Source organism: Stenotrophomonas sp. STEN147 (genome assembly GCF_056757995.1).
Genome location: NZ_JBRRCG010000002.1, coordinates 314061 through 336940, shown reverse-complemented (window position 1 = coordinate 336940; position 22880 = coordinate 314061). Strand labels below are relative to the sequence as shown.

General features: G+C 68.7%; 21 protein-coding genes. 14 read left to right on the top strand and 7 right to left on the bottom strand.

Annotation, left to right across the window (positions count from 1 at the left end):
• Nucleotides 1-41 precede the first annotated feature (41 nt).
• The 7 genes from ACVOKU_RS04385 to ACVOKU_RS04355 are packed head-to-tail and all read left to right on the top strand — an operon-like array spanning nucleotide 42 to nucleotide 9596.
• Nucleotides 42-1238 carry an MFS transporter gene (locus tag ACVOKU_RS04385; RefSeq protein ID WP_481559219.1) on the top strand — a complete coding sequence of 399 codons (1197 nt, stop codon included), beginning with the start codon at nucleotides 42-44 and terminating at the stop codon, nucleotides 1236-1238.
• Nucleotides 1235-2428 (top strand): isochorismate synthase, encoded by a 1194-nt coding sequence (locus ACVOKU_RS04380; protein ID WP_481559218.1) that lies wholly within the window; start codon nucleotides 1235-1237, stop codon nucleotides 2426-2428. The genes ACVOKU_RS04385 and ACVOKU_RS04380 overlap by 4 nt, the downstream gene beginning before the upstream one ends.
• Entirely contained in the window at nucleotides 2425-4071 is a 1647-nt protein-coding gene (locus ACVOKU_RS04375) for a (2,3-dihydroxybenzoyl)adenylate synthase (RefSeq protein WP_481559217.1), read from the top strand. The genes ACVOKU_RS04380 and ACVOKU_RS04375 overlap by 4 nt, the downstream gene beginning before the upstream one ends.
• Nucleotides 4071-4703 carry an isochorismatase family protein gene (locus ACVOKU_RS04370; protein ID WP_481559216.1) on the top strand — a complete coding sequence of 211 codons (633 nt, stop codon included), beginning with the start codon at nucleotides 4071-4073 and terminating at the stop codon, nucleotides 4701-4703. Before ACVOKU_RS04375 ends, ACVOKU_RS04370 begins: the two co-directional genes overlap by 1 nt.
• On the top strand, nucleotides 4703-4960 hold the full coding sequence (locus tag ACVOKU_RS04365) for a phosphopantetheine-binding protein (RefSeq protein WP_481559215.1): 258 nt from the start codon (nucleotides 4703-4705) through the stop codon (nucleotides 4958-4960). Before ACVOKU_RS04370 ends, ACVOKU_RS04365 begins: the two co-directional genes overlap by 1 nt.
• Nucleotides 4957-8847 (top strand): amino acid adenylation domain-containing protein, encoded by a 3891-nt coding sequence (locus ACVOKU_RS04360; RefSeq protein ID WP_481559214.1) that lies wholly within the window; start codon nucleotides 4957-4959, stop codon nucleotides 8845-8847. The genes ACVOKU_RS04365 and ACVOKU_RS04360 overlap by 4 nt, the downstream gene beginning before the upstream one ends.
• A complete protein-coding gene (locus ACVOKU_RS04355) occupies nucleotides 8838-9596 on the top strand; it encodes a 2,3-dihydro-2,3-dihydroxybenzoate dehydrogenase (RefSeq protein ID WP_481559213.1) in 759 nt (252 codons plus the stop codon). Before ACVOKU_RS04360 ends, ACVOKU_RS04355 begins: the two co-directional genes overlap by 10 nt.
• A 22-nt stretch (nucleotides 9597-9618) precedes the next feature.
• Here the strand turns inward: ACVOKU_RS04355 and ACVOKU_RS04350 are convergent, their stop codons facing one another.
• The 4 genes from ACVOKU_RS04350 to ACVOKU_RS04335 are packed head-to-tail and all read right to left on the bottom strand — an operon-like array spanning nucleotide 9619 to nucleotide 13463.
• Nucleotides 9619-10068 (bottom strand): DUF2894 domain-containing protein, encoded by a 450-nt coding sequence (locus tag ACVOKU_RS04350; RefSeq protein WP_481559212.1) that lies wholly within the window; start codon nucleotides 10066-10068, stop codon nucleotides 9619-9621.
• A complete protein-coding gene (locus ACVOKU_RS04345) occupies nucleotides 9986-10624 on the bottom strand; it encodes an OmpA family protein (RefSeq protein WP_481559211.1) in 639 nt (212 codons plus the stop codon). The genes ACVOKU_RS04350 and ACVOKU_RS04345 overlap by 83 nt, the downstream gene beginning before the upstream one ends.
• On the bottom strand, nucleotides 10621-12798 hold the full coding sequence (locus ACVOKU_RS04340; protein WP_481559210.1) for a DUF802 domain-containing protein: 2178 nt from the start codon (nucleotides 12796-12798) through the stop codon (nucleotides 10621-10623). The genes ACVOKU_RS04345 and ACVOKU_RS04340 overlap by 4 nt, the downstream gene beginning before the upstream one ends.
• An 11-nt stretch (nucleotides 12799-12809) precedes the next feature.
• Nucleotides 12810-13463 (bottom strand): DUF3348 family protein, encoded by a 654-nt coding sequence (locus ACVOKU_RS04335; protein ID WP_481559209.1) that lies wholly within the window; start codon nucleotides 13461-13463, stop codon nucleotides 12810-12812.
• Between the two features lie 144 nt (nucleotides 13464-13607).
• On the opposite strand from ACVOKU_RS04335, the gene ACVOKU_RS04330 reads away from it, so the two are divergent.
• Complete coding sequence (locus ACVOKU_RS04330) at nucleotides 13608-14525, top strand: M14 family metallopeptidase (protein WP_481559208.1); 918 nt, start codon at nucleotides 13608-13610, stop codon at nucleotides 14523-14525.
• A gap of 47 nt (nucleotides 14526-14572) precedes the next feature.
• Here ACVOKU_RS04330 and ACVOKU_RS04325 read toward each other — a convergent pair whose 3' ends face one another.
• Nucleotides 14573-15625, bottom strand: coding sequence for a sensor domain-containing diguanylate cyclase (locus tag ACVOKU_RS04325; RefSeq protein ID WP_481559207.1), 1053 nt, complete (start codon nucleotides 15623-15625; stop codon nucleotides 14573-14575).
• Between the two features lie 85 nt (nucleotides 15626-15710).
• Here ACVOKU_RS04325 and ACVOKU_RS04320 point away from each other — a divergent pair, with 85 nt between their 5' ends.
• Entirely contained in the window at nucleotides 15711-16787 is a 1077-nt protein-coding gene (locus ACVOKU_RS04320; protein ID WP_481559206.1) for a retropepsin-like aspartic protease, read from the top strand.
• A 96-nt stretch (nucleotides 16788-16883) separates the two neighbouring features.
• Here ACVOKU_RS04320 and ACVOKU_RS04315 read toward each other — a convergent pair whose 3' ends face one another.
• Nucleotides 16884-17225 carry an RcnB family protein gene (locus tag ACVOKU_RS04315; RefSeq protein WP_128988294.1) on the bottom strand — a complete coding sequence of 114 codons (342 nt, stop codon included), beginning with the start codon at nucleotides 17223-17225 and terminating at the stop codon, nucleotides 16884-16886.
• 72 nt (nucleotides 17226-17297) lie between these two features.
• Nucleotides 17298-18185 carry a LysR family transcriptional regulator gene (locus tag ACVOKU_RS04310; protein ID WP_481559205.1) on the bottom strand — a complete coding sequence of 296 codons (888 nt, stop codon included), beginning with the start codon at nucleotides 18183-18185 and terminating at the stop codon, nucleotides 17298-17300.
• A 123-nt stretch (nucleotides 18186-18308) separates the two neighbouring features.
• On the opposite strand from ACVOKU_RS04310, the gene ACVOKU_RS04305 reads away from it, so the two are divergent.
• The 5 genes from ACVOKU_RS04305 to moaA all read left to right on the top strand — a co-directional run bounded on the left by ACVOKU_RS04305 (nucleotide 18309) and on the right by moaA (nucleotide 22874).
• Nucleotides 18309-19055, top strand: coding sequence for a glucose 1-dehydrogenase (locus ACVOKU_RS04305; RefSeq protein WP_481559204.1), 747 nt, complete (start codon nucleotides 18309-18311; stop codon nucleotides 19053-19055).
• Between the two features lie 66 nt (nucleotides 19056-19121).
• Complete coding sequence (locus ACVOKU_RS04300) at nucleotides 19122-20468, top strand: MFS transporter (protein ID WP_481559203.1); 1347 nt, start codon at nucleotides 19122-19124, stop codon at nucleotides 20466-20468.
• Between the two features lie 111 nt (nucleotides 20469-20579).
• Nucleotides 20580-20849: a hypothetical protein gene (locus tag ACVOKU_RS04295; RefSeq protein WP_053519770.1), complete on the top strand. Its 270-nt coding sequence runs from the start codon at nucleotides 20580-20582 to the stop codon at nucleotides 20847-20849.
• A gap of 143 nt (nucleotides 20850-20992) precedes the next feature.
• Entirely contained in the window at nucleotides 20993-21673 is a 681-nt protein-coding gene (locus ACVOKU_RS04290) for a hypothetical protein (RefSeq protein ID WP_481559202.1), read from the top strand.
• Nucleotides 21674-21893: 220 nt separating this feature from the next.
• Nucleotides 21894-22874, top strand: coding sequence for a GTP 3',8-cyclase MoaA (gene moaA / locus ACVOKU_RS04285; RefSeq protein ID WP_111186840.1), 981 nt, complete (start codon nucleotides 21894-21896; stop codon nucleotides 22872-22874).
• Nucleotides 22875-22880 lie beyond the last annotated feature (6 nt).

Sequence of the window (22880 nt, the reverse complement as noted above, 5' to 3'; positions counted from 1 at the left end):
GCTGGCGTTCTGCCGTCCTTCCCTGTCACGGCTGGTGTTCCATGCACGCACGTCCCGTCGTTCCCGGTTTGCCGGCCCTGGTGTTGGCGGCCCTGATCGGCACCATGGCCATGATGTCTTTCGTCGCCGTGATCGGCCCGGTGGTTCGGCTGCTGGGCCTGTCCGAATGGCACGCGGGCCTGTCGGTGACGGCCGCCGGCGTGCTGTGGATGCTGGCGGCTCGCCGCTGGGGCCAACTCAGCGACCGCATCGGTCGCAAGCGCGTGCTGCTGCTGGCGATGGGCGCGTACACCGGCGTCTACCTCGCGCTCGCCATGTTCATCGATGTGGCCCTGCAGGTGACGCCGCCAGTGGTTGTGTCGGTGCTGGTGCTGATGGGCGCGCGCGGGCTGATCGGCCTGTTCTATGCCGCGGTGCCACCAACGGCCGCAGCCTTGATCGCCGACCAGGCGCCGGCCGGCCAGCGCACGCAGTTCCTCGCCCGTCTGGGCAGTGCCAATGCGCTGGGGATGGTGCTGGGCCCGGCGGCAGCAGGCTGGCTGGCCTACACGCATCTTTCGCTGGCGCTGTATGTGGCCGCGGTGTTGCCGCTGCTGGCGCTGGCACTGCTGGCGTGGCGTCTGCCTTCGACAGCGCCGGCAGCGGCGGCATCGTCAGCACGACGGACGCCCCTGCGCCGTCTGGACCGGCGCCTTCGGCTGCCCCAGCTGGCCGCGTTCCTTGCAATGGTGTCGGTGACCATCGCGCAGGTGACGGTCGGCTTCTTCGCGATCGATCGCCTCGGCCTGGCAGCGGCCGAAGGCGCGCGCATGGCCGGCATCGCACTGACGGCTGTGGGCGTCGGGCTGATCCTGGCGCAGGCACTGGTGATGAAGCTGGAGGTGCCACCGCGGCGCTGGATCGTGCTGGGTGCATTGATCGCCGGTATCGGCTTCGCCTCGGTAGCCGGCGTGCAGCAGCCCTGGCAGCTGCCCGCGGCCTATGCGCTGGCGGCATTCGGCATGGGCTTCGTGTTCCCGTCGTTCCAGGCGCTGGCCGCCGATGCGGTGCAGGCACACGAACAGGGTGCCGCCGCCGGAACGGTCGCTGCGGCACAGGGGCTGGGCATGGTGGCCGGGCCGATGCTCGGCACGCTGTTGTATCGGGGCGGGCCGAGCCTGCCGTATCTGCTGGTCGGTGTGCTGCTGCTGTTGCTGTGCGTGCTGGCGGCAACGCACCGGATGAAGGAGGCGACATGAACGATTCGCTCAGGGACGATGCATGGCAGGAGACGGCGCCGTTGCCGTTGCCGGCTGCGGATGACCCCACGCTGTTCCTGCTGCAGCATGCAGGGCAGCATGTGCATGCGCGTGGCTGTCGTGCGGCGCTTGCGTCCGGTCCGCTGGTGACGCTGGCCGGGCGCGTGGCTGCGTTCTTCGCGCAGCAGCGGGGCGGGCCGGGCCTGCTGGTCGGAGCGATTCCGTTCGAACCACGTGCCGACGATGCGCTGTACCAGCCCGAACGCGTGCTGCCTGCGTTGCCGGTGCAGCCGCAGGCTGCGCCTGCGCTGGAGGGTGTCGTGCAGGCCGAACCTTCGGCGGACGACTACGCCGCAGCGGTGGATAGGGCAGTACAGGCCCTGCGTGATCCCGGACAGGACCTGCACAAGGTGGTACTGGCGCGCAGCCTGTTGGCACACACACGCCACGCCCTGACGCCCGACGTGCTGCTGGCGAGACTGGGAGCCGATCCGTCGGTGGCGACCTACGCGGTGCCACTGCCGGTGGAGCTGGGCCAGGCCCCGGCATGGCTGGTCGGGGCGACACCGGAGCTGCTGCTGCGCAAGCGCGGCGCGCAGGTGCTGTCGCACCCGCTGGCCGGCTCAGCCCGGCGCAGTGCGGATCCGGTGCAGGACGAGCGTGCCGCGCAGACCCTGCTGGCGTCGGCCAAGGACCACGACGAGCACCGTCATGTGGTCGAGGCCATCGTTGATGGCCTCTCTCCCTATTGCAGCCATATCGATGCGCACGCGCGGCCGGTGCTGCATGCCACGGCCACCATGTGGCACCTGGGAACCCGCATCCATGCCACGTTGAAGGATCCACGGGTGCCGGCCGCCGCCCTGCTGGCGCAGCTGCATCCCACGCCCGCCGTATGCGGCACGCCGCAGCAGGCGGCGCTGCAGCGCATCCGCCAACTGGAGCCGGTTCCACGCGGCTTCTACGCCGGTGCCGTGGGCTGGCTGGACGCGCAGGGCGACGGCGACTGGTACGTCGCCATCCGCTGCGCACGGCTGCAGGGCACGCAGCTGCGCCTGTATGCGGGCGCCGGCATCGTCGCCGGGTCGCAGCCGCAGGCCGAAGTGGCCGAAACCGCAGCGAAGTTTGCTGCCCTGTTGAACGCGTTGGGCGTCAGCGAGCCCACGCCCCCGACCGAGCCCCTCGCATGAGCCCATCTCCCTCCCGCCTGCCATTGCAGCAGGTATGGCCCGAAGACCGGGTTGCCCACTATCGCCGGATGGGGCATTGGCGCGGGGAGACCTTCCCGGCGTTCCTGCGCGAACGCGCCGAACGCTATGCCGATGATATCGCGGTGGTGGCAGGTGATGTCCGGCTGAGCTATGCGCAGCTGTGGCACGAGGCCGGGCGCATCGGCAGCGGCCTGCTGGCGCTGGGCCTGCAGCCCGGTGAACGGGTGCTGGTGCAGCTGGGCAACAGCGCGGGCTTCATCGCCACCGTCTGCGGCCTGTTCCGCGCCGGCCTGGTGCCGGTGTACGCGTTGCCCGCGCACCGCATCACCGAGCTGGTGCACTTCGCCACGAAGGCCGAGGCCAGTGCCTTTGTCACCGCCGATGTGCACGAGGGTTTCGATCATCGCGGGCTGGCACGGGCACTGCAGGCGGAGGTGCCGGCCCTGCGCCACGTGGTGATCGACGGCGATGCGGAGGAGTTCGTCGCGCTGGCGAACCTGCAGGGCGACCGCAGCCAGCTGCCGGCCGACCCGGATCCGCAGTCGGTGGCGTTCCTGCAGCTGTCAGGTGGCAGCACCGGCCTGTCCAAGCTGATTCCGCGCACGCACGACGACTACATCTATTCGTTCCGTGCCAGCAACGCGATCTGCGGCATCGACCGCGACAGCGTGTATCTGGTCGCATTGCCGGCCGCGCATAATTTTCCGATGAGCTCGCCGGGCTTCTTCGGTGCGCTGTATGCCGGTGCCCGCGTGGTGCTCAGTCCGGGGCCGGGCCCGGATGTCGCGTTCCCGCTGATTGCACGCGAGAAGGTGACCTGCTGTGGGCTGGTGCCGCCGCTGGCCCTGCTGTGGGCGCAGGCAGCGGCATCGACGAAGCACGATCTGTCCAGCCTGCGGGTGCTGCAGGTGGGCGGCGCGAAACTGGTGCCGGAGGCCGCGCGGCGCGTCATCGATGGCCTGGGCTGCACGCTGCAGCAGGTGTTCGGCATGGCCGAAGGCCTGGTGAACTACACCCGCCTCGACGATCCCGAGGAACTGGTGGTGGCCTGCCAGGGACGTCCGATCAGCCCTGACGACGAAGTCCGTGTGGTCGACGACCACGACCGGCCGGTTGCCGAGGGCGAGATCGGACATCTGTTGACCCGCGGCCCGTACACCATCCGTGGGTACCACAACGATGCCGCAGCCAACGCGCGCTCGTTCACCGACGACGGCTTCTACCGCACCGGCGACCGCGTGCAGCAGCTGCCCGGGGGATATCTGGTGGTGCAGGGGCGTGCCGGGGACCACATCAACCGTGCCGGCGAGAAGATCTCCGCCGAGGAGATCGAAGACCATCTGCTGGCCCATCCGGGTGTGTTCGATGCGGCGGTGGTGTCCATTCCCGATGAATACCTGGGTGAGCGCAGCTGCGCCTTCGTCATCCGCCAGGGCGAGCCGATCACGGCGCCGGCACTGAAGGCCTGGATGCGCGGGCGCGGGCTGGCGTCGTTCAAGGTGCCGGACCAGGTGGTGTTCGTGGACAGCTTCGATACAACGGCGGTCGGCAAGATCAGCCGCCGCGAACTGCGTGCGCAGCTGCGTGCGCGTCATCTGCAACAGACAGGAGGAACGCGCTGATGGCGCTGCCCCGCATTGCTTCATATTCCCTGCCGACCGCCAGCGAGTTGCCGCAGGCGCGTGGGCCCTGGCGCCCGCAGCGCGAGCGGATCGCGTTGCTGGTGCACGACATGCAACGCTACTTCCTGGCAGCCTTTGATGCTGACAGCGAGCCGCTGCGCCCTGCCGTGGACAACATCGCGCGCCTGCTGGCGCATTGCCGGGCGCAGGGCATTCCGGTGTTATATACCGCCCAGCATGGCGATCAGGACCGGCGCGACCGCGGCCTGCAGGCCGACCTGTGGGGGCCCGGCATGCGCCGGAGTGACGAACATGAGCCGATCATCACCGCGCTGGCCCCGCAGCCGGGCGAGCACGTACTGGTCAAGCATCGCTACAGTGCCTTCCAGCGCAGCAACCTGGAGACGCTGATGCGCGCGCGCGGGCGCGACCAGCTGCTGGTGACCGGCGTATATGCGCATATCGGCTGCACCGCGACGGTGGTCGAAGCCTTCCAGCGCGATATCGAGGCATTCATCGCCGCGGATGCGGTCGCCGACTTCTCGCGCGCCGATCATGAGCAGGCGCTGCACTGGATCGCACGGACCTGTGGCGTACCGATGACCACCGGCCAACTGCTGGAGGCACTGTGATGGAGAGGACGGGCGAGGTGCTTGACCTGGAGCGGATGCGTGCGGACGTGGCGCGCGTGCTCGAATGCGAGCCGGCCGACATCGGCGATGACGACAACCTGATCGATCTCGACCTGGATTCGATGCGCATGCTCGGCCTCGTTCTTGCGTGGAGCAACACCGGCCTTCCGCTGGAGTTCTCGCAGCTGGCCGAGCACACCACGCTGCGCCAGTGGTGGCAGGTGGTGCAACGGCTGCAGGCCGCACAAGGCGCATGAACGGTGCAGCGCCAGCCTCGCCGGTGGCATTGACCGAGGCCCAGGCGGGGCTGTGGTATGCCCAGCGCCTGGCTCCCGACAACCCTGCGTTCAACACGGCCCATGCCGTATGGATCGACGGCGCGCTTGACGTGGCGGCGTTCACGGCCGCCGCCAACCGGGCGGCAACAGAGGCGCAGGCGCTCGCACTGCGCTTCACGGAAGGCAGCGATGGCCAGCCCCTGCAATGGCATGAGCCGGCGCATGTTCCTCTGCTGGCAGTCCTTGATCTATCCAGCGCTGCCGATCCGGTGGCCGAAGCCAACGCCGCGATGCGGGCCGACCGGCTGAGTCCGGTCGATCCCACCCGCGACCGGATCAGCCAGCAGGTGCTCTACGCACTGGGAGGCCAGCGCTGGGTCTGGTACCTGCGCGTTCACCATCTCGGCACTGATGGCTATGGCATGGCACTGTTCAGCGATCGTGTCTGCGCGCTGTACGCCGGGCGCGGCGGCGATGCGCTGCCGCCCCTGGCCGGTGTACTGGCCGACGATGCGGCATACCGCATCGATCCGCGTCGCGAGATGGCCGGTGCCTGGTGGCGCGACCACCTGCGGGACGCGCCGGCCGCCACTGGTCTGGCCGGCATCGCCGCCGCCAGTGATGACGCGCTGCGCTGGGTGCAGCCGCTGGATGCCACATTCCGTGAAGAACTGCTGCAGGCATCGGTGCGCTGGCTGCAGCCGTGGCCGGATGTGTTGGCCGCACTCGCCGCCGAGTACCTGCGGCGGATGAGTGCGGCCGAGGAAGTGGTGTTGGGGCTGCCCTACATGGGGCGGCTGGGCAATGCGGCGGCGCGCGTGCCCGCGATGGTGATGAACGTGCTGCCGCTGCGCGTGGCCGCTGCCGAGGGCAGTGTCGAAAGCTACACCCGTGGCATCGGCCGGCAGTTGAGCCAGGGCCGCAGGCATGGCCGGTATCGCGGCGAACAGCTGCGGCGCGATCTGGGCCTGGTCGGTGCGCAGCAGCGCCTGCATGGCCCGCTGGTGAACATACAGCCGTTCTACAGGCCGCTGGTGCTGCCGGGCGTGCAGGCCACGCTGCAGGTGCTGTGCACCGGGCCGGTGGAGGATCTGGTGCTGGGCTTCCGCGGTGATGGCCAGGCCCTGCTGGATCTCGAGATCGAGGCGAACCCCGCCCTGTACAGCGACGCCGACGTGCAGGCGCATGCGCAACGGCTGCTGCATTTCGTGTCGGCGGCGCTGCGTTCCGACGACATTGCCAGCGTGCCACTGGCCACCGCGGCAGAGATCGCGCAGGTGGTTCACCGCTTCAACGCGACCACCCATCCATTGCCTGCAACCACACTGGTGGAACTGTTGCAGCAGGGCATGGATCGCGACCCTCAGGCAACGGCGCTGGTCTGCGGCGACGCCATGCTTGAGCATGCCGCGCTGGAGGCACGCAGCTTCGCGCTGGCGGCACAGCTGCGCGCGCTGGGGGTGGGGCCGGGCAGTGTGGTGGCGGTCGCGCTGCCGCGTTCGATGGAGCTGGTCATCGCCCTGGTGGCCGTGCTGCGTGCCGGCGCCGCCTATCTTCCGCTGGATCCTGCACATCCCGACGAGCGCCTGGCGCGCATCCTGCGCTCGGCGCGTCCGGCCTGCGTGCTGGCCGACAGCACGATGGCGCACCGGGCCGCAGGCGTGCCGGTGCTGCCGCCGGATCAATGGATGTCACAGGGAGCTGCCGCGCCCTGGCCGGACCCGGCGCCGGATGATGCGGCCTATGTGATCTACACCTCCGGCTCGACCGGCGAACCCAAGGGCGTGGTCATCGAGCATCGCGCCATCGTCAACCGCCTGCTGTGGATGCGCGAGCACTACGGCTTCGGCGCCGATGACCGCGTGCTGCAGAAGACGCCCGCCACGTTCGACGTGTCGGTCTGGGAGTTCTTCCTGCCGCTGCTGTGCGGCGCCACGCTGGTTCTCGCCGGTCCGGACGCGCATCGTGATCCCACCGAGCTGGCCCGGCTGATCCGCGCGCAGGGGATCACCACCGCCCACTTCGTCCCGTCGATGCTGGACGCCTTCCTCGCGGCGCCCGCCTCGCAGGGCCTGCAGCTGCGCCGGGTGTTCACCAGCGGCGAAGCGCTTGATGCCTCGCTCCGCGACCGCTTCCATGCCCGCATCGACGCGCAGCTGCACAATCTGTACGGGCCCACCGAAGCCGCGGTGGATGTCAGTTACTGGCCAGCCCCGGCAGGCGATCGCTCACGCCCGGTGCCGATCGGCTTTCCGGTCTGGAACACCCGGCTGTATGTGCTCGATGCACGCATGCGACCCTTGCCGGTGGGCGTGCCGGGCGAGCTCTACCTGGGCGGCGTGCAGCTGGCACGGGGCTACCTGGGCCGCGGCGATCTCACCGCCGGACGTTTCCTGGCCGATCCCTTCCTGGCGGACGAGCGCATCTACCGCACCGGGGACGTTGCACGCTGGCGCAGCGACGGAGCGGTCGAGTATCTGGGCCGCAGCGACCATCAGGTGAAGCTGCGCGGTCTGCGCATCGAGCTAGGGGAAATCGAGGCGGCACTGCGGGAGCTGCCTGGGATGGAGCGCGTGGAAGTGCTGCTGCGCCACGACCTTCCCGGTGAGCCGCGACTGGTCGCCTACGTGCCCGCGGCAATGGCCGACGCCGCTGCCCTGCGCGCGCACCTGGCGGCGCGCGTGCCGGACTACATGGTGCCGTCTGCGTTTGTCGGGGTCGATCACTGGCCGGTGACCACCAACGGAAAGCTGGATCGCAGCGCGCTTCCGAAGCCGCCGGAGGTCGGGGTGACCGGCATCGCACCGCGCACGCCACTGGAACATGCGCTGGCCGCCTTGTTCGCGCAGGCACTGGGCCGTGAGCAGGCCGTTGCGGTGGATGCGGACTTCTTCAGCCTGGGGGGCGACTCGCTTTCGGCCGTGCACCTGCTGCTGGCCATCGAACAGCGCTGGCGCTGCGAGCTGGGCCTCGGCGTTCTGTTCGCGGAGCCGACGGTGGCGGCGCTGGCCCGGCGTATCGCCGAACCCCCGATGCTGGCCGATCATGCCTTGGGCCCGGTCATCGCGTTGGCCACAGCCGATGGGACGGAACCCTCGCCGCTGTTCGTGCTGCACCCGGCAGGCGGCATCGCCTGGAACTACCGCGCGCTGGCGCGTGCGCTGCAACCGGCACGGGCCGTGTACGGGCTGCAGTCGCCGGCGCTGGACGCCGCGCAGCCGCTGCCGGCCAGCATCGAGGCGATGGCAAACGAGTACGTGCGGCGCGTGGTGACCTTGCAGCCGCGGGGGCCGGTGCACCTGCTCGGCTGGTCGGTGGGCGGGATCATCGCCCAGGCGATGGCCGTGCGCCTGCACGAAATCGGTCGCGAGGTGGGCGAGCTGGTCCTGCTCGACGCCTATCCCAGTGAGTGCTGGCGGGCCGAGCCGGAGCCGGATCCGATCGCCGCACTGCGGGCGTTGCTGGCCATCGCCGGTCACGATCCGGACGCTCACCCGGAGCTGGACAGCCGCGAGCGCATTCTGGCCTTCCTGCGTCGAGGTGGCAGTGCGCTGGGCAGCCTGCCCGACGTGGTGCTGGACGGCGTGGTGCGCGCGGTCACCGGAACCAACCGGCTGATCCGCGAGCACCACCACCGTCCATTCGACGGGACGCTGGTGCATGTGCGCGCAGGGCGCGACCACGAGGCACGACCACAGCTGCAGTCGGCGCTGTGGAAGGCGCACGCGCGCACGGTGCAGGCGCTGGAACTGCCGTTCCTGCATGCCGAGCTGACCGGTCGTGATGCGGTGGCGCGGCTCGCGCCATGGCTGTCGGCGCGACTGCGGCATTGGGATGAACAACAGGAGATCGCAACATGCAGTTGACCGGTTTTGAGGGTCGCGTGGCGCTGGTGACCGGCGCAGCCGGGGGGATCGGCACCGCGCTGGTGAAGCTGCTGGCCGCCGCCGGCTGCCAGGTGGTGGCCACCGACCGCGAGCCGCCCGCCATCGTGGGCGAGCGCGTGCATGCGTATGCGCTGGATGTCAGCGACAGCGCAGCGGTCGATGCGCTCATCGACCGGGTAGAGGCGAAGATCGGACCGATCGCCCTGGCGGCCAGTGTGGCCGGCGTGCTGCAGGTCGGCGCGGTGGCGGATACCTGTGATGCCGACTGGCGCCGTGTTTTCTCGGTCAATGCCGACGGTGTGTTCCATCTGGGCCGCGCACTGGCGCGGGTGATGTCGCCGCGCAGACAGGGCGCCATCGTCACCGTCAGCTCGAACGCCGCGGGCGTGCCGCGTCACGGCATGGCGGCCTACGCTGCCTCGAAGGCGGCAGCGACCATGTTCACCCGTTGCCTGGGCCTGGAGCTGGCGCCACTGGGCATCCGCTGCAACATCGTCGCACCGGGTTCGACGCTGACCGCCATGCAGACCGGCATGTGGGAAGACGCGCGGGGTGCCGAGCGGGTGATTGCCGGCAACCTTGACACCTACAAGGCGGGCATTCCCCTGCGCAAGCTGGCTACGCCGGAGGACGTCGCCCAGTCGGTGATGTTCCTGCTGTCCGAGCAGGCCGGGCATGTGGCGATGAGTGACCTGTACGTCGACGGCGGCGCCACGCTGCGCGGCTGACCCCCTGATGCAGGGCCGGGCCTCAACCGGGGTTGCGGGGCTTGCGCGCGCGCTTCGGTTTCGCCGCATCACCGCCGCTGGCTGCACCGTCCTGCAGCGCCTGCAACCATGACAGGGTATCGACGTAATCGATGAAGTGGCGCAGATAGCCAGGGCTGGCGGCCTGCATCGAATCGAGCATGCGCTGCACCAGCACCGCAGAGTTCAGCGGGCCGCCGTCGGCGGGGGCCTCGGTGCGCAGCGAACGACGCACCTGCAGTTCACTGCGCAGCTCCGACCACTCGCGCTGCACCTGTTGCAGCATCGGCACCTGCGGGTAGTCCGCCAGCGAGCGCGACCCCGCATCGAGATCGCGCACCAGTGCACGCAGTCCCTCCAGCGCTGGCAGCTTACTTGCCATCCGGTGCCCTGGGCCTGGGAATCGGCGCGATCTCCACGCGGCGGTTGCGCGCGCGGCCCTCTTCGCTGGCATTGGAGCTGACCGGCTGCTCGCTGCCGAAGGCGGCGGCGAACACCGCATCGGCCGGTACGCCATCGGCGATCAGGGTGCGCGTCACCGTCAGCGAACGCTGCGCGGACAGTTCCCAGTTGTCGGCGAAACGACGGTTGCCTTCGCGTACCGGCGCATCGTCGGTGAAGCCGCTGACCATCAGGATCTCTTCGCGGCTGCCCAGGTAGGCAGCCAGCGGTGCGGCCAGGCTGCGCAGCAGCTCCTGGCCCTCCGGCTGCAGCTGGTCTGAATTGAGGGCGAACAGCACACTGCCGCTGATGCCGATGCGGCCATCGACCAGCGTTACCCGGCCTGCCGCCAGCGGGCCGGCCAGTGCCTGCTCCAGCGTCTGCAGGCGCTTGGCTTCGGCCTGGCGCTGCCTGACTTCATCCTCCAGCCGCTGCGAGAGTTCCAGCTGGACCGCTACCACGCCGACCAGGATCAGCACGAACGCGCCGAGCAGTACCGACATCAGGTCGCCGAATGCCGCCCAGATCGGCGCGTGCGAACCGCCGTCGACCTCCAGCTCGTCGCTCATGCGGCGCCGGCCTTGCCGCGGCGCGCGGCCAACTGATGCAGCTCTTCCATCACCTGCTTCTGCGACAGCAGGCTCAGGTCGACCACCTCGCGCGCCTGCGCCACGTAATAGGCCAGCTGCTCGTCGCTGCGGGCGAGCGAGGCATCCAGCGCGCCACCGATCTGCTCCAGCCGGCCCGACAGCTCGGCCGATGCGGCGCCGAACTGGGCCACGGCGTCGCCGAAGGCGCCGGCCAGGTGGCCGACTTCAGTGGCGCTGCCATCCAGCAGTGCGGCAATGCCGTCGAGCTTGCCGGTTTCTGCCGCGATGTGGTCGGTGAAGCGGTTGCCGACGCGCTCCAGCAGTTCCGCCGAGCCGCCCACCAGTGCATCGACCGCGCTGCGTTGTTCATGCGAGGCATGGTTGATCGCATCCAGCAGCGTCTGCACCGTCGCCAGCAGGCGGCCGCGCTCCTCCAGCATCGCGTTGTCGCGCACCAGACTCTCGGAGAGCGTGCTGCGCAGCTCGTTGATGACGTCGGCAGCGGCCTTCGGTGCGGCGGCAGCCGTCTGCAGCAGGGTCGAGACTTCGGCGAGCGTGGCGCTGGCCTGGGCACGGCCGTTCTCGCCGATCTGCTGCGCGGTCTCCGCCAGCGTGTCGCAGATCTGCTGCTGCTGCGCGGCCAGGCGTTCTCCGTTGGCGTGCAGGCGTTCGGCCAGATCGTTCGACAGGGTGTGCAGCGCGTCGCTCCAGCGTTGCAGGCGCTGTTCGTCACCGGCCTGCAGTTGTGCCTGCAGCGCGGCGTGGGCCTGTTGCAGATGGGTGCTGGCGGCCTCCCAGCGCGCCTGGCGCTGCTGCTCGTGGTCCTGCAGCAGCGACTGGCTGGCTGCATGACGTTCTTCAAGCGCGTGAAGCAGCGACTGGGCCCGTTCGTCCAGATGCTGGCTGACCGCCTCCAGTGCCTGCTGCTGGCGCTCGACCAGCGTGGTGTTCAGCGCATGCTGCTGGTCGGCCGCAGTGCGCCACGCGTCGGTCTGGCGGTCGGCATCCGCCTGCAGCCGTTCGCCGATGCGTGCCACCAGTGCTTCGCCGTGTGCACCCTGGGCATCGCTGAAGGCCTGCAGATGCTGGCGCAGGTCGGTCACCAGCGCCTGCTGTGCCTGGGCCTGTTCGGCCATCACCCGCGTCCAGCTGGCTTCAGTCGATACGCGGCTGCGCTCGAAGCCGTCCGCCAGCCCGGCCAGCTGCTGCTGTACCGCCTGTTCAACGCGCGCATGCAGGGCCTGGCCGTGGCTGGCCAGGCCAGCCAGCGTGGTTTCCGCCATCGGCTGCAGGGCACCGCCGATGGCCGCTGCGCTGGCTTCGGCGCCTTCGCGCAGCGATTGCTGGAGGGAGGCCGCCAGGCGCTCCTGCAGCGCCTGGCTCTGGTTGAGGAACTCGGCCTGGCCGGCCAGCAGCCGTTCGTTGGCCGCCAGGCTGTGCTGCTCGAAGGCACCGGTCATCGCCTGCAGGCGGTCGACCAGGGCCGGCAGCGCTGCGGACTGCGCCTGCAGCAGTCGCAGGGATTCGGCGCGTTGCCACGCCTGCGAATACGGGTGCAGCGGGCCGGAGATGGCACGGTCGAGCTGCTGCACGGCCTGCAGGCGATCCCGGCGCAACAGCGCCGAAAGCAGCCCCAGCATGGCCGAACTGGCGACACCGGCAATCGACGTACCGAAGGCGACGGCCAGGCCCTGTACCGGGGATGCCAGCGAGCCGCGGATGGCGGCCATGTCGGTGGCGCTCTGCAGGGCCAGGCCGGTGCCGCGCAGGGTGTCCATCATGCCCAGCAGGGTGCCGAGCATGCCCAGCAGCACCAGCAGGCCGACCAGGTACGGTGTCAGGACCGGGCCGGGCAGGGCGGTGCGCTCACCTTCCACGCGCAGGCGCACGGCGTTGCGCAGGCTTGCCGGCACGCGCTCCAGCCAGGGTGCCAGGCGCTCCTCGGCGGCGGACAGATCGCCCAGGGCATCGCGCAGGCCCGCGCTGGCCTGGCGATAGCGGTACAGCTCCCCACCACCGGCGATGTAGCAGGCGGCAATGACCGCCGCGACCGCTGCACCCAACGGGTGCACCGACACATAGCCGATGCCGATCCAGCACACGGCCAGCAGGCCGACAAGGAAGACAACGACAGGGAAAGCAGTTCTGGACATGGTGTTCCGGGTCAGTGGGAGCGCAGGGCTGCCAGCAGCCCCTCGATCGGGTGGAAGCGCAGCTGCAGCTCGGCAAGCAGCAGCGAGCGCATGTCATGGCGGAATGCGGTGCGCCAGCCGGGCTGGCCATGCACGCGGTCGAAGCGGGTGCCCAGCACTGCCGGGGCGATGGCCAGCAGGTTGTGCTCGCGCGGGCTGAGGGTCTGCTCCATCACGGCGTCGATCTCGGCCAGCCGCGCCAAATCGGGCGAGGCCCGCAGCAACTGGTCACGGAGGCGTCCGCGCAGGCGCCCGGTCGCGGTCTGGATGGCCTGCTGCAGCACCCGGTAGCGCTGCCGCAACGAGGCAAAGGTGGGTGTGGCGGCCGCCTCGGCCAGATCGAGCAGGCGCTCGGCTTCGGCGTCGTCACGAATCGACGCCAGCAGGCTGGCATGGGCCTGCTCGCAGTCGGCCAGCAGGTCGTCCATCGCCTCGCCCGCGTCCGCCGGTTCAGGCACGCGTCCGCCCAGTGCCGTCGACAGCGCGACAGCACGGCTCCAGTCCACCCACTGGCCGAGGCGATCGGTCAGGACGGGACTGGTGGCCGGCATCGCGCCGTCGCTGAGACGGGCGAGCAGGCGAAGGAAATCCGGTCCACCCAGGACCGTCTGCGCTGCGTTCGCCATCAAGGGGTGAGGGGCCAAAAACCGTTGATTTTACAGCCAGATGAGCCTGGCTGGATGAAGGGCGGGACGGGTGGGCGGGCCCGCAGGCGCCACAAGGCTTAGAATGACCGGCTGCACTCACCACGTTCGACCTCTGGAGCACCCATGACTGTTGCGCAGTTCTACCCGATCGGCACCCCCGGACAGCCCTGGGGCGATCCGGAACGCGCGCAGTGGCGGGCCCGCCAGCAACGCCAGCGCAGCTACCATGACGATGTGGTGGCGGCGCTGGAGCGCCTGGATGAGCGTTTCGACGTGATCCAGTACGGGCAGCTCGATTACGCGCCGGACCACTATCCCCTGTTCGCCGTGGTCAACCACGACTGGAACCCGGCACTGCCGACGGCGCTGGTCACCGGTGGCGTGCACGGCTATGAGACCAGCGGCGTGCACGGTGCCCTGCAGTTCCTGGAGCAGCAGGCCGAGCGCTACCTGGGGCGTCTGAACCTGATCGTGGCCCCCTGCGTGAGTCCGTGGGGCTATGAGCGCATCCAGCGCTGGAACCCCGCTGCCCTGGACCCGAACCGCAGCTTCCGCGACGGCGGCCTGATCGAGGAAGCCGCCTCGCTGATGCGCTGGGTGGCCGGGCGCAAGGCCGACATCCGGGTGCACCTGGACCTGCACGAAACCACCGACAGCGACCTGCACGAGTTCGACCCGGCCCGTTGCGCCCGTGATGGCAAGCCCTTCGAGCGGGACACCATTCCCGATGGCTTCTACGTGATCGGCAACAGCGAAGACCCGCAACCGGCATTCCAGCAGGCGCTGATCGCCGCCGTGGCGCCGATCACCCATATCGCCCCGGCCGATGCCGAGGGCAACCTGGTCGGCCTGCCGTTGCAGTCGCCGGGCGTGGTATGGGGTGAATCGCGCTCGATCGGGGCCTGCGCCGGATTCACCGATGCGCGTTTTGCCACCACCACGGAGGTCTACCCGGACAGTCCGCGTACCCGTCCGCAGGAGTGCAACGACGCGCAGGTCGCGGCGGTCTGTGCGGGCCTGGATTTCGCCCTGGCGCACTGATCCCGACCGGGAATGCGACCGATCAGGATGACGCTGCTACGCGGCCGTTACTCGGCGAAACTGGCCGTGTCCTTGCCTTGCCGCTTGGCGTGGTAGAGGGCTCGGTCGGCCAGTGCCAACCAGTCCTCGACACTGCCGTGTCGCGGACTCGCAGCGACCCCCATGCTGACACTGAAATCGCTCGCCGGTCCTGTCCGCCGTGCATTCTCGTGCAGGCGTTGCCGGATGCGTGCCGCCATCTGCATGGCGTCTGACGCGGCGCAGTCGCGCAGCAGCACGACGAACTCATCCCCCCCGAGCCGTGCAGCCGTATCGGCCGGGCTGGCGAATTCGCGCAGTGTCGTGGCGATATGCCGCAGGACCTGATCGCCGGCACGATGCCCCTGCGAGTCGTTGATGCGCTTGAAGTCATCCACATCCAGCATCAACAGGCACGCCATGCCACCGTGGCGCTGGGATTTGTCCAGCGCCTGCTGGGCACGGTGGATCAGGAAGCCCCGGTTGGCCAGCTCCACCAGCGGATCCATCCGGCTCAGCCGCCGCAGCTGCCGGTTCTGTGATTTGACCCGGCGCGCGAGTTGCCAGCTCAGGATGCTGAGGCCGATGCCGTACACGAACAGGAACGGCATGCTCAGCATGATGCTGCGTTGCGAGGTGGTCGGCTGGTAGGGGAAGCCCAGCGCGAACCAGACGAGTCCAAAACCCAGCACCAGCGCCAGCGTCGCCCGCAGCGCCAGCCGCACTCCCCCTGCTGCGATCTTGTCGGCCACCAGCAGGGCGGTGAACAGTGCGCTGGGCACGATGCTGAGGGCGATGAACGCGATCCACGCGCCGCCAAGGAAGGAATCGAACACCATGCAGCGGAACTGGGTGGCGGCCGGCTCGGGAGAACGCCGGGTGAGGACCAGAGCGATCGTCGGCCATGCCAGCGCGTTGAGCAGCAGCAGCGTCCATGGCCACACGCCATCCTGACGTTCGAGCAGGATGGAGGCCAGGGGGAGGGCCGCCAGGCTGCTGCCGACGAACCGCATCCAACCGATGCGCCGCGCCGCGCCGATACCCTCGACGGCCACCTCGGTCGAATCAGTGAAGTAGGGCATTGCCGATCCCCCCAAGATCGCACCAGCAACGGCGCTCCACGGCGGAGCGCGCTCCAGCAGTCTGGCATTGCGACGTCAACGGCCCGTGCATGCTGCAGTCGCCGAGGTCAGCGCCGGATGGCAACACGGGGCCGCGGGCGCCGGGCGTCCGGTTGCTTCGACCAGGAATCATCGATGGCAGCGCGGCAGGCGTCTAAACCTTCTGCACCCCTGCCGCATCCAAGGCAGGCGGCAATCTGCCGTTGCCCTCCACTGGAAGCCATCAATGCGCCAGTCCATACGCTCGTGGTACGTCGCCCTGGTTGCGGGGCTGCTTGTTCTTCCGCAGCCCCGCGCCGCGGCCGGGACGATCACCCTTCCTTTCGAGCAGGACAAGGATCACCGGATCTATGTGGAAGGGCGGATCAACCAGTCAGGACCGCTGCGCTTTCTTGTCGACACCGGCGCTGACGGACTGGCAGTCACGGTTGCCACCCGCAAGGCGGGGTCGATGCAGGTCGATGACCGCTCCGAGAACACCGGCTCCGATGGCGTGAGTTTCGTGGACTACAGTACCCACAACACGGTCGTCGTGGGAGACATGCGCCGGACGATGGGGGCGGCCGTGATCGACTACGGCAAGCGTCCGTTCGACGCCGTGCTTGGCTGGACATTCTTCGCGGGGCGCATCATCGAGATCGACTACGACCGCAAGCTGCTGCACGTGCACGACCGGTTGCCGGATCTGCACGGATACACCCGCGCGAACGTCCGCTGGATCGACAATACGCCCGCCATCGAAGTGCTTCTGCGTGAGGGTGGCTCGACACTTGCGGCCTGGCTGTTCGTGGACACCGGCAGCAACGGCGCCATCGATCTGGGCCATGCGTACGGCGCGCGCCACCGACTGCAGGAGGTGTTCACCCGCACGATCGGTACCTCACAGTTCAGCGGCTCGGCGGGAAGGAAGATCCGGGCCGTCGATGCACGGATCGCATCGGCCGATGTGGGCGGGCTGCGACTGGAACAGCCCAAGGTGTCGTTCACCATCGATGAGGATGGATCCAATGCCGACGGCACGCTGGGCAGTGAAGCACTGCGCAACTTCAACATCCTGCTGGATACCAGAACCGGGCAGATCCATCTGCGGCCAAACGGTAACGCGCGCGCGCTGCGGAACTAGCCCTTCAGCGCCCACCGCTGGACGCAGCAGCGGCAGGCAGCGCAGGAAGAGCTGACCCATCGCGCGTCTGCGCTCGATGGTCAGCCAGGGCTGCGTTCATCGACGCAGCGCGTCGACGATCACGCCGGTGGCGATTTCAACAAGCAGATACTCGGTGTCGCTCTGGCGGACCCAGCGCTGGCCGCGGCCGGGATCACGCAGCCTGTAGCGTGCGTAGTCATCCACCCAGTAGCGACGATCCACTTCCGCCCACGGCAGATGATCGCCGCGCCGCCATGCCTTCTTCTGCCATCCTGGCGGCGGTGCGTCGCGGTTGTGCGGCCCGCCTGCGTGCGGCGGGGGACCGTTTCCGCGGGCGTGGTGCGGCGGATCCGCCCAGGCCGGTGCGACGGCGAGCAGTGCCACCATCAGAGCAGGTGCGACGTGTCGGGTCCTCATGGCATCCTCCTGTCAGTGGCCGGTCCTGCCGGCCTGGTGAGGTGGACCATAGGCCAACGCCCGTGAACGGAATCATGCTGTCTGTTTCCCTGCCGAGGGGGCCGCGCCTGTTGGCGGCAGCGTCGAATCGAGGATGTCCAGCAGGGCACGCAGACGGTCCATATGGCGCAGATCCTGGTGATAGCCCACCCAGATGCCCCGCGAAGGGGGCGTCCCGTGTGAGTCGATGCGCTGCAGTCCGGCTACCGCGTCACCCAACACACGGGGCAGCACGGCGATGCCGGTACCGTGGAGGCACATCTGCGCCTGGACACTGCGACTGGTACTGGTGAATGCGCGCGGTGAACGCGGAAACCGCTGCAGCAACCATTCCACGTCGGGGAAGTGCGACTGCGCGGTGTTCATCAGGATGAGTCCGACCGAATCGGGGTCGTCCTGTAGCCGGGCGGTGGTCGAGACCGAACCATACAGGCCGTAGGGCAGGGTCATCACGAGGCGCTGGACGATGTCCGGCTCACTGAACGGCACGATGCGGAACGCGACGTCGGCATCGCGGCGCGACAGGTCCAGCAGTCGATAGCTGGCGATCAGTTCCGGAACCACCGCCGGATGCCGGCGTACCAGTTCGGCCAGCACGGGCGTCAGCACGTGGCAGGCAAACCAGTCCGCGCTCGAAATGCGCAGGATGCCTTCCAGCCGGCCCGGGCTGCCTTCCAGGCGGCGCTCCATGGCCAGGGCGGAGTTCTCCATGGCTTCGGCCAGGGCCAGCACCGCATCGCCGGCATCGGTCGTGACCAGCCCGTCCCGCGTCCGCCGCAGCAGGGGCTGCCGGGCGTGCTGTTCAAGGGCCTTCAACCGGCGGCCCACCGTGGGATGGCTGACACCAAGGCGCCGCGCCGCCTCACCCAGCGACCCGCCCCGCACGATCGCCAGAAAGACACGGACATCACCCCATTCCATGATCGTGCTCGTTCAAAAATGTACGGCAAATGTGCATCAGCGTCAGTCCACATACAAGTTTGAAAGGTCCAGCATATGCCGCGGTCGCACTGACCGCCTCCCCTGGAACTGGATACGCTTGATATGAACACGCTGAAAGACAAGGTCGCGCTGGTCACCGGCGCTTCGAAAGGCATTGGCGCTGCGGTTGCCCGGCGCCTGGCGGCCGACGGCGCCAGCGTCGTCGTCAACTACGCCTCGAGCCGGGAGGGCGCCGAACAGGTCGTTGCCGATATCGAAGCCGCCGGTGGTCGGGCGCTGGCGGTGCGCGCCGACGTGCGTGACGCACGCGAGGTCGATGCACTGCTGGCCACGGCCCTGGATGCGTTCGGCAGGCTGGATGTAGTGGTGAACAACTCGGGCGTGTACCGGTTCGCGAAGATCGAGGACACCACCGAGGCGCTCTATCGCCACCAGTTCGACATCAATGTGCTGGGCCCGCTGCTGGTCACTGCCGCCGCTGTTCCCCACCTGCGGCCCGGTGCAAGCATCATCAACATCAGTTCGTTCGTGACCCGCATCCTGCCGGTGGACAGCGCCATCTACACCGGTTCGAAGGGCGCGATGGACGCCATCACCGGCGTGCTGTCCAGGGAGCTGGGTCCGCGCGGCATCCGTGTCAACGCGGTCAACCCCGGCCTGATCGAGACCGAGGGCACGCACGCTGCGGGTGTCGTCGATTCCGGGTTCCAGGCCTGGAATCTGGCGCAGACACCACTGGGCCGGACAGGCCAGGTGCTGGACGTGGCGCCGATCGTTGCGTTTCTCGCCTCGGACGATGCGCGATGGATGAGCGGCGACACCCTGCTTGCCTCTGGCGGCATGCGCTGAGTGAGGGACGTCATGAATCTATCGGCTGACGCTGCGGGCGCTGTATCGCCCGATCCGCGCCGTTGGATGGCATTGGCTGTACTGCTGACAGGCACGCTGCTGCCGCCGCTCGACTTCTTCATCGTCAATGTCGCGTTGCCGGCCATCCGTGTCGATCTGCACGCGCCCCCGGATGTCTCGCAGCTGGTCATCTCGGTCTACGCCACGGCCTACGCGGTGACCCTGATCCTGGGAGGCCGGCTGGGCGACATCTACGGCAGGAAACGGGTGTTCATCGCAGGCATGCTGGGGTTCGGCCTGGCGTCGGCGCTGTGCGGCCTGGCGCCTGCGGCTGAAGTGCTGGTGGCCGGACGGCTGCTGCAGGGGATGTCGGCCGCGCTGATGGCCCCGCAGTCATTGGCATCGATCCACGCCCTGTTCCCGGACAGCGAGAAGCGCCGTGCGCTTGGCCTGTATGGCGCCACCTTCGGCCTCGCGTCGGTGGGCGGGCAACTGCTCGGGGGTGTATTGGTCACAGCCGATCTGTGGGGAACAGGGTGGAGGAGCGTGTTCCTCATCAATCTTCCCATCATCGCAGCCGCGGTGCCGGCTGCATTCGTGCTGCTGCGTGAGTCGCACGCCCGCCAGGGAGCACGGCTGGACGCTGTCGGAGCGGTGGCGCTGGCGGCGTCGTTGCTGGCGCTGGTGGTACCGATCATCGAGGGCCGCCAGCGCCAGTGGCCGTGGTGGTGCGTAGGACTGCTGCTGGCAAGCGGCCCCCTGCTGCTGTTGTTCTGGAGGCATGAGCAGCGATGCGTGGGGCGTGGGCAGATGCCGCTGGTATTGCCATCGCTGCTGCATATACGCGGGTTGAGGCGCAGTCTGTCAGCGACATTCTTCTTCTACGCGCTGGCTGCGTTCTTTCTCGTCTTCGCGGTGTATCAGCAGTCCGCGCTGGGGCGCAGCAGTGCGTCGGCGGGGTTGGCGATCCTGCCGTTGGGGCTGGGTTTCCTTCTCGGGCCGCTGTGTGGTTCGGCGTTCCGGCGGCTGGCCGCACAGGGTGCATCGCATGGGATGGTGATGGAGGTTGCGGGCCTGCTGGCGGTCGCAACGCTCGCGCTGCTGGACATGCCATCGTGGCTGCCGCTTCCGCTGTTTCTGATCGGCGCGGGACAGGGCATTGCGCTTCCGGCGCTGGTGAAGCAGAGCGTGGACCCTGTGGATGCCCGCCACGCCGGGCTGGCCGCAGGCGTCGTGAGTGCGACACTGCAGATCAGTGCGGCGCTGTCGGTGGCGTTGGTGGGCGGTGTGTTCTTCGCCGTCGCGCCTGACACGGCAACGCCCGCGGAGGTGCGCACCGCGTTCGTGGTGGCCTCGCTGGTGATCGCGGCATCCTTGGCGATTGCCGCCGGATTGGCTTGGCGACGCGGTTGAGACGGGGTCTTCACGCGACGTCCACGTCTTCCACCTGCAGCTGAAAGCCAATCGGAGAGTGTGCCGAAACGCCGCTATATTCCAGACACCCCAGACGAAGGAGGGAGTGGAATGATTCTTACCAAGCAGCACCTGATGATGGCACGTACGCTCGGTGTGGCGATTGTCGCCACCGTAGGCCTTGGGGCCTGCGCCACCTACAAGGACGATTTCGCAACGATCAACTCGCGGCTCGACCAGCTTGATGTGAAGGTGCAGGGTGCGGCGCAGAGCGCCGAGTCGGCCAATCAGTCGGCGCAGCAGGCCAACCAGCGTCTGGATCAGATCGAAGGCCGCGTCCAGCAGCTTGAACGGGCACCTCGCCGCACCCCGCGCGGCTGACCGCCTGTAGCCTGCACATCCGAGTCAGGGGCCCAGTGGCCGCAGCGGCCACTGGTGTCCTCCCGTAAACACAGCTTTCGAGGAATGCTCCCATCCATACCCACTCCTCCCTTGCGCGCCGTGTCCATCGCGCTGCTCTGGCAGTGGCGTTGGCGTTGCTGGTGGTCGGTGTCGCCAATGCGGAAGATGCCGTCACGCCGCCGTCGGCCGCCGTTGATGAACTGCCACCCGGCCAGGACGTCTCCGAAACCGTGATTGAACTGGCGGGCTGGGTGGTGGCGTCCAAGGACAGCCAGGGCTATCCGTTCGCGGTCATGGACAAGGCTGCCGCACAGATCCTGGTGTTCGGTGGCGACGGCCGGCTGCGCGGCGCGGCCCCCGCATTGTTCGGTTCAGCGACCGGCGACCACACCGCGCCCGGCGTTGCGGGTCTCGCCCTGCGTGCCATTCCGGGACGGGACCGCACCACGCCTGCAGGTCGCTTCGTGGGCGGCTACGGCCCTTCGATCGATGCAGGGCGGGTGCTGTGGGTGGACTACGAGTCCGCAGTCTCCATCCATCCGACCGCAACCGGCGTTCCAGCAGAGAGGCGTGTCGAGCGCCTGGCATCGCCGTCGCCGGACGACAACCGTGTCACCCACGGCTGCATCAACGTCTCGCCGGAGTTCTACGAACGCATCATCCGTTCCACCTTCGAGCGGGGCGGGGTGTTCTACATCCTGCCGGACGTGGACCCGATCGAGCAGACCTTCCCCGAGTTCGCACAGAGCCGTGCGGCTGCGCAGCACAACGGCGGCAAGCGCGCACGATCTGCCCGCAGGTAGACGCTCCACCGCCGCCCCGGTGGGTGGCGCGGTCAGCCTGGTGCGCATCCATTCGGACACTGGCTGCGGCTCTTCCTGTTGCCCGGCAGCGTGCACCCGCCGCCGGAAATCGTTCATGATGGGCCCAGTCACACTCCCGTGGCAGCGCAGGCCGCATGCTGTGATGCGCCGACATCACGCGGCAACAGGCAGGACGGTGGAGCAAGAAGGTGGACCAGCCATGAGCCAACTCACCGACGGTTTCGGACGCAGCTTTCCGTACCTGCGCCTGTCGTTGACCGAAGCCTGCAACTTCCGTTGTGGCTATTGCCTGCCGGAGGGGTACCAGGCCGATGGCCGCCCGCGCTTCCTGCAGGTCGAGGAGATCAGCCGCCTGGTCCGCGCCTTCGCGGCGCTGGGCATGAGCAAGATCCGGCTGACCGGTGGCGAGCCCAGCCTGCGCAAGGATCTTGATGACATCATTGCGGCGGTGGCGGCGGTGCCGGGTATCGGCAAAGTGGCCATCACCACCAACGGCACGCAGTTGCCGCGTCGCCTGCCGGGTTGGCACCGCGCCGGCCTGACGGCGCTGAACGTCAGCATGGACAGTCTGCGGCGCGAACGTTTTGCCGCGATCACCGGGCATGACCGCCTGCCGGAGATCGAGCAGGGCCTGGCCCTGGCGCAGGCGCTGGGGCTGCCGTCGATCAAGCTCAATGCGGTGCTGCTGCGCGGCCTCAACGACGATGAGCTGCCGCAGTGGATGGCGTACCTGCGCGACCGTCCCTTCAGCGTGCGCTTCATCGAACTGATGCGCACCGGCGACAACGAAGCCTATTTCCAGCAGCATCACCTGCGCGCCGACGGGGTGATCGATCAGCTGCTGGCGGCCGGCTGGCGCGAGCGTGCACGGGCGGCCGATGCCGGCCCGGCGCGCGAGTTCGGCCACCCGGACCATCGCGGCAGCATCGGCATCATCGCGCCGTACTCGCGCGATTTCTGCAAGGGCTGCAACCGCTTGCGGGTAACGGCCAGGGGAGACCTGCGGCTGTGCCTGTTCGGCGACTTCGGCGTGCCGCTGCGCGCGCTGCTGCAGCACGATGACGACCATGACGCGCTGCTGGCGCGCATCACCACCCAGCTTGGCCTGAAAGCGGCCGGGCATGGCCTGCACCAGGGCCGGACCGGGCTGACCCCGCACCTGGCTTCCATCGGAGGATGAGCAGCA

What these genes read in the sequence shown, in the direction of transcription:
- ACVOKU_RS04385 (WP_481559219.1), top strand. Translation starts at nt 42, where the DNA reads ATGCACGCACGTCCCGTCGTTCCCGGTTTGCCGGCCCTGGTGTTGGCG.
- ACVOKU_RS04380 (WP_481559218.1), top strand. Translation starts at nt 1,235, where the DNA reads ATGAACGATTCGCTCAGGGACGATGCATGGCAGGAGACGGCGCCGTTG.
- ACVOKU_RS04375 (WP_481559217.1), top strand. Translation starts at nt 2,425, where the DNA reads ATGAGCCCATCTCCCTCCCGCCTGCCATTGCAGCAGGTATGGCCCGAA.
- ACVOKU_RS04370 (WP_481559216.1), top strand. Translation starts at nt 4,071, where the DNA reads ATGGCGCTGCCCCGCATTGCTTCATATTCCCTGCCGACCGCCAGCGAG.
- ACVOKU_RS04365 (WP_481559215.1), top strand. Translation starts at nt 4,703, where the DNA reads ATGGAGAGGACGGGCGAGGTGCTTGACCTGGAGCGGATGCGTGCGGAC.
- ACVOKU_RS04360 (WP_481559214.1), top strand. Translation starts at nt 4,957, where the DNA reads ATGAACGGTGCAGCGCCAGCCTCGCCGGTGGCATTGACCGAGGCCCAG.
- ACVOKU_RS04355 (WP_481559213.1), top strand. Translation starts at nt 8,838, where the DNA reads ATGCAGTTGACCGGTTTTGAGGGTCGCGTGGCGCTGGTGACCGGCGCA.
- ACVOKU_RS04350 (WP_481559212.1), bottom strand. Translation starts at nt 10,068, where the DNA reads ATGCCAGCGAAGAGGGCCGCGCGCGCAACCGCCGCGTGGAGATCGCGC.
- ACVOKU_RS04345 (WP_481559211.1), bottom strand. Translation starts at nt 10,624, where the DNA reads ATGAGCGACGAGCTGGAGGTCGACGGCGGTTCGCACGCGCCGATCTGG.
- ACVOKU_RS04340 (WP_481559210.1), bottom strand. Translation starts at nt 12,798, where the DNA reads ATGTCCAGAACTGCTTTCCCTGTCGTTGTCTTCCTTGTCGGCCTGCTG.
- ACVOKU_RS04335 (WP_481559209.1), bottom strand. Translation starts at nt 13,463, where the DNA reads ATGGCGAACGCAGCGCAGACGGTCCTGGGTGGACCGGATTTCCTTCGC.
- ACVOKU_RS04330 (WP_481559208.1), top strand. Translation starts at nt 13,608, where the DNA reads ATGACTGTTGCGCAGTTCTACCCGATCGGCACCCCCGGACAGCCCTGG.
- ACVOKU_RS04325 (WP_481559207.1), bottom strand. Translation starts at nt 15,625, where the DNA reads ATGCCCTACTTCACTGATTCGACCGAGGTGGCCGTCGAGGGTATCGGC.
- ACVOKU_RS04315 (WP_128988294.1), bottom strand. Translation starts at nt 17,225, where the DNA reads ATGAGGACCCGACACGTCGCACCTGCTCTGATGGTGGCACTGCTCGCC.
- ACVOKU_RS04310 (WP_481559205.1), bottom strand. Translation starts at nt 18,185, where the DNA reads ATGGAATGGGGTGATGTCCGTGTCTTTCTGGCGATCGTGCGGGGCGGG.
- ACVOKU_RS04305 (WP_481559204.1), top strand. Translation starts at nt 18,309, where the DNA reads ATGAACACGCTGAAAGACAAGGTCGCGCTGGTCACCGGCGCTTCGAAA.
- ACVOKU_RS04300 (WP_481559203.1), top strand. Translation starts at nt 19,122, where the DNA reads ATGGCATTGGCTGTACTGCTGACAGGCACGCTGCTGCCGCCGCTCGAC.
- ACVOKU_RS04295 (WP_053519770.1), top strand. Translation starts at nt 20,580, where the DNA reads ATGATTCTTACCAAGCAGCACCTGATGATGGCACGTACGCTCGGTGTG.
- moaA (WP_111186840.1), top strand. Translation starts at nt 21,894, where the DNA reads ATGAGCCAACTCACCGACGGTTTCGGACGCAGCTTTCCGTACCTGCGC.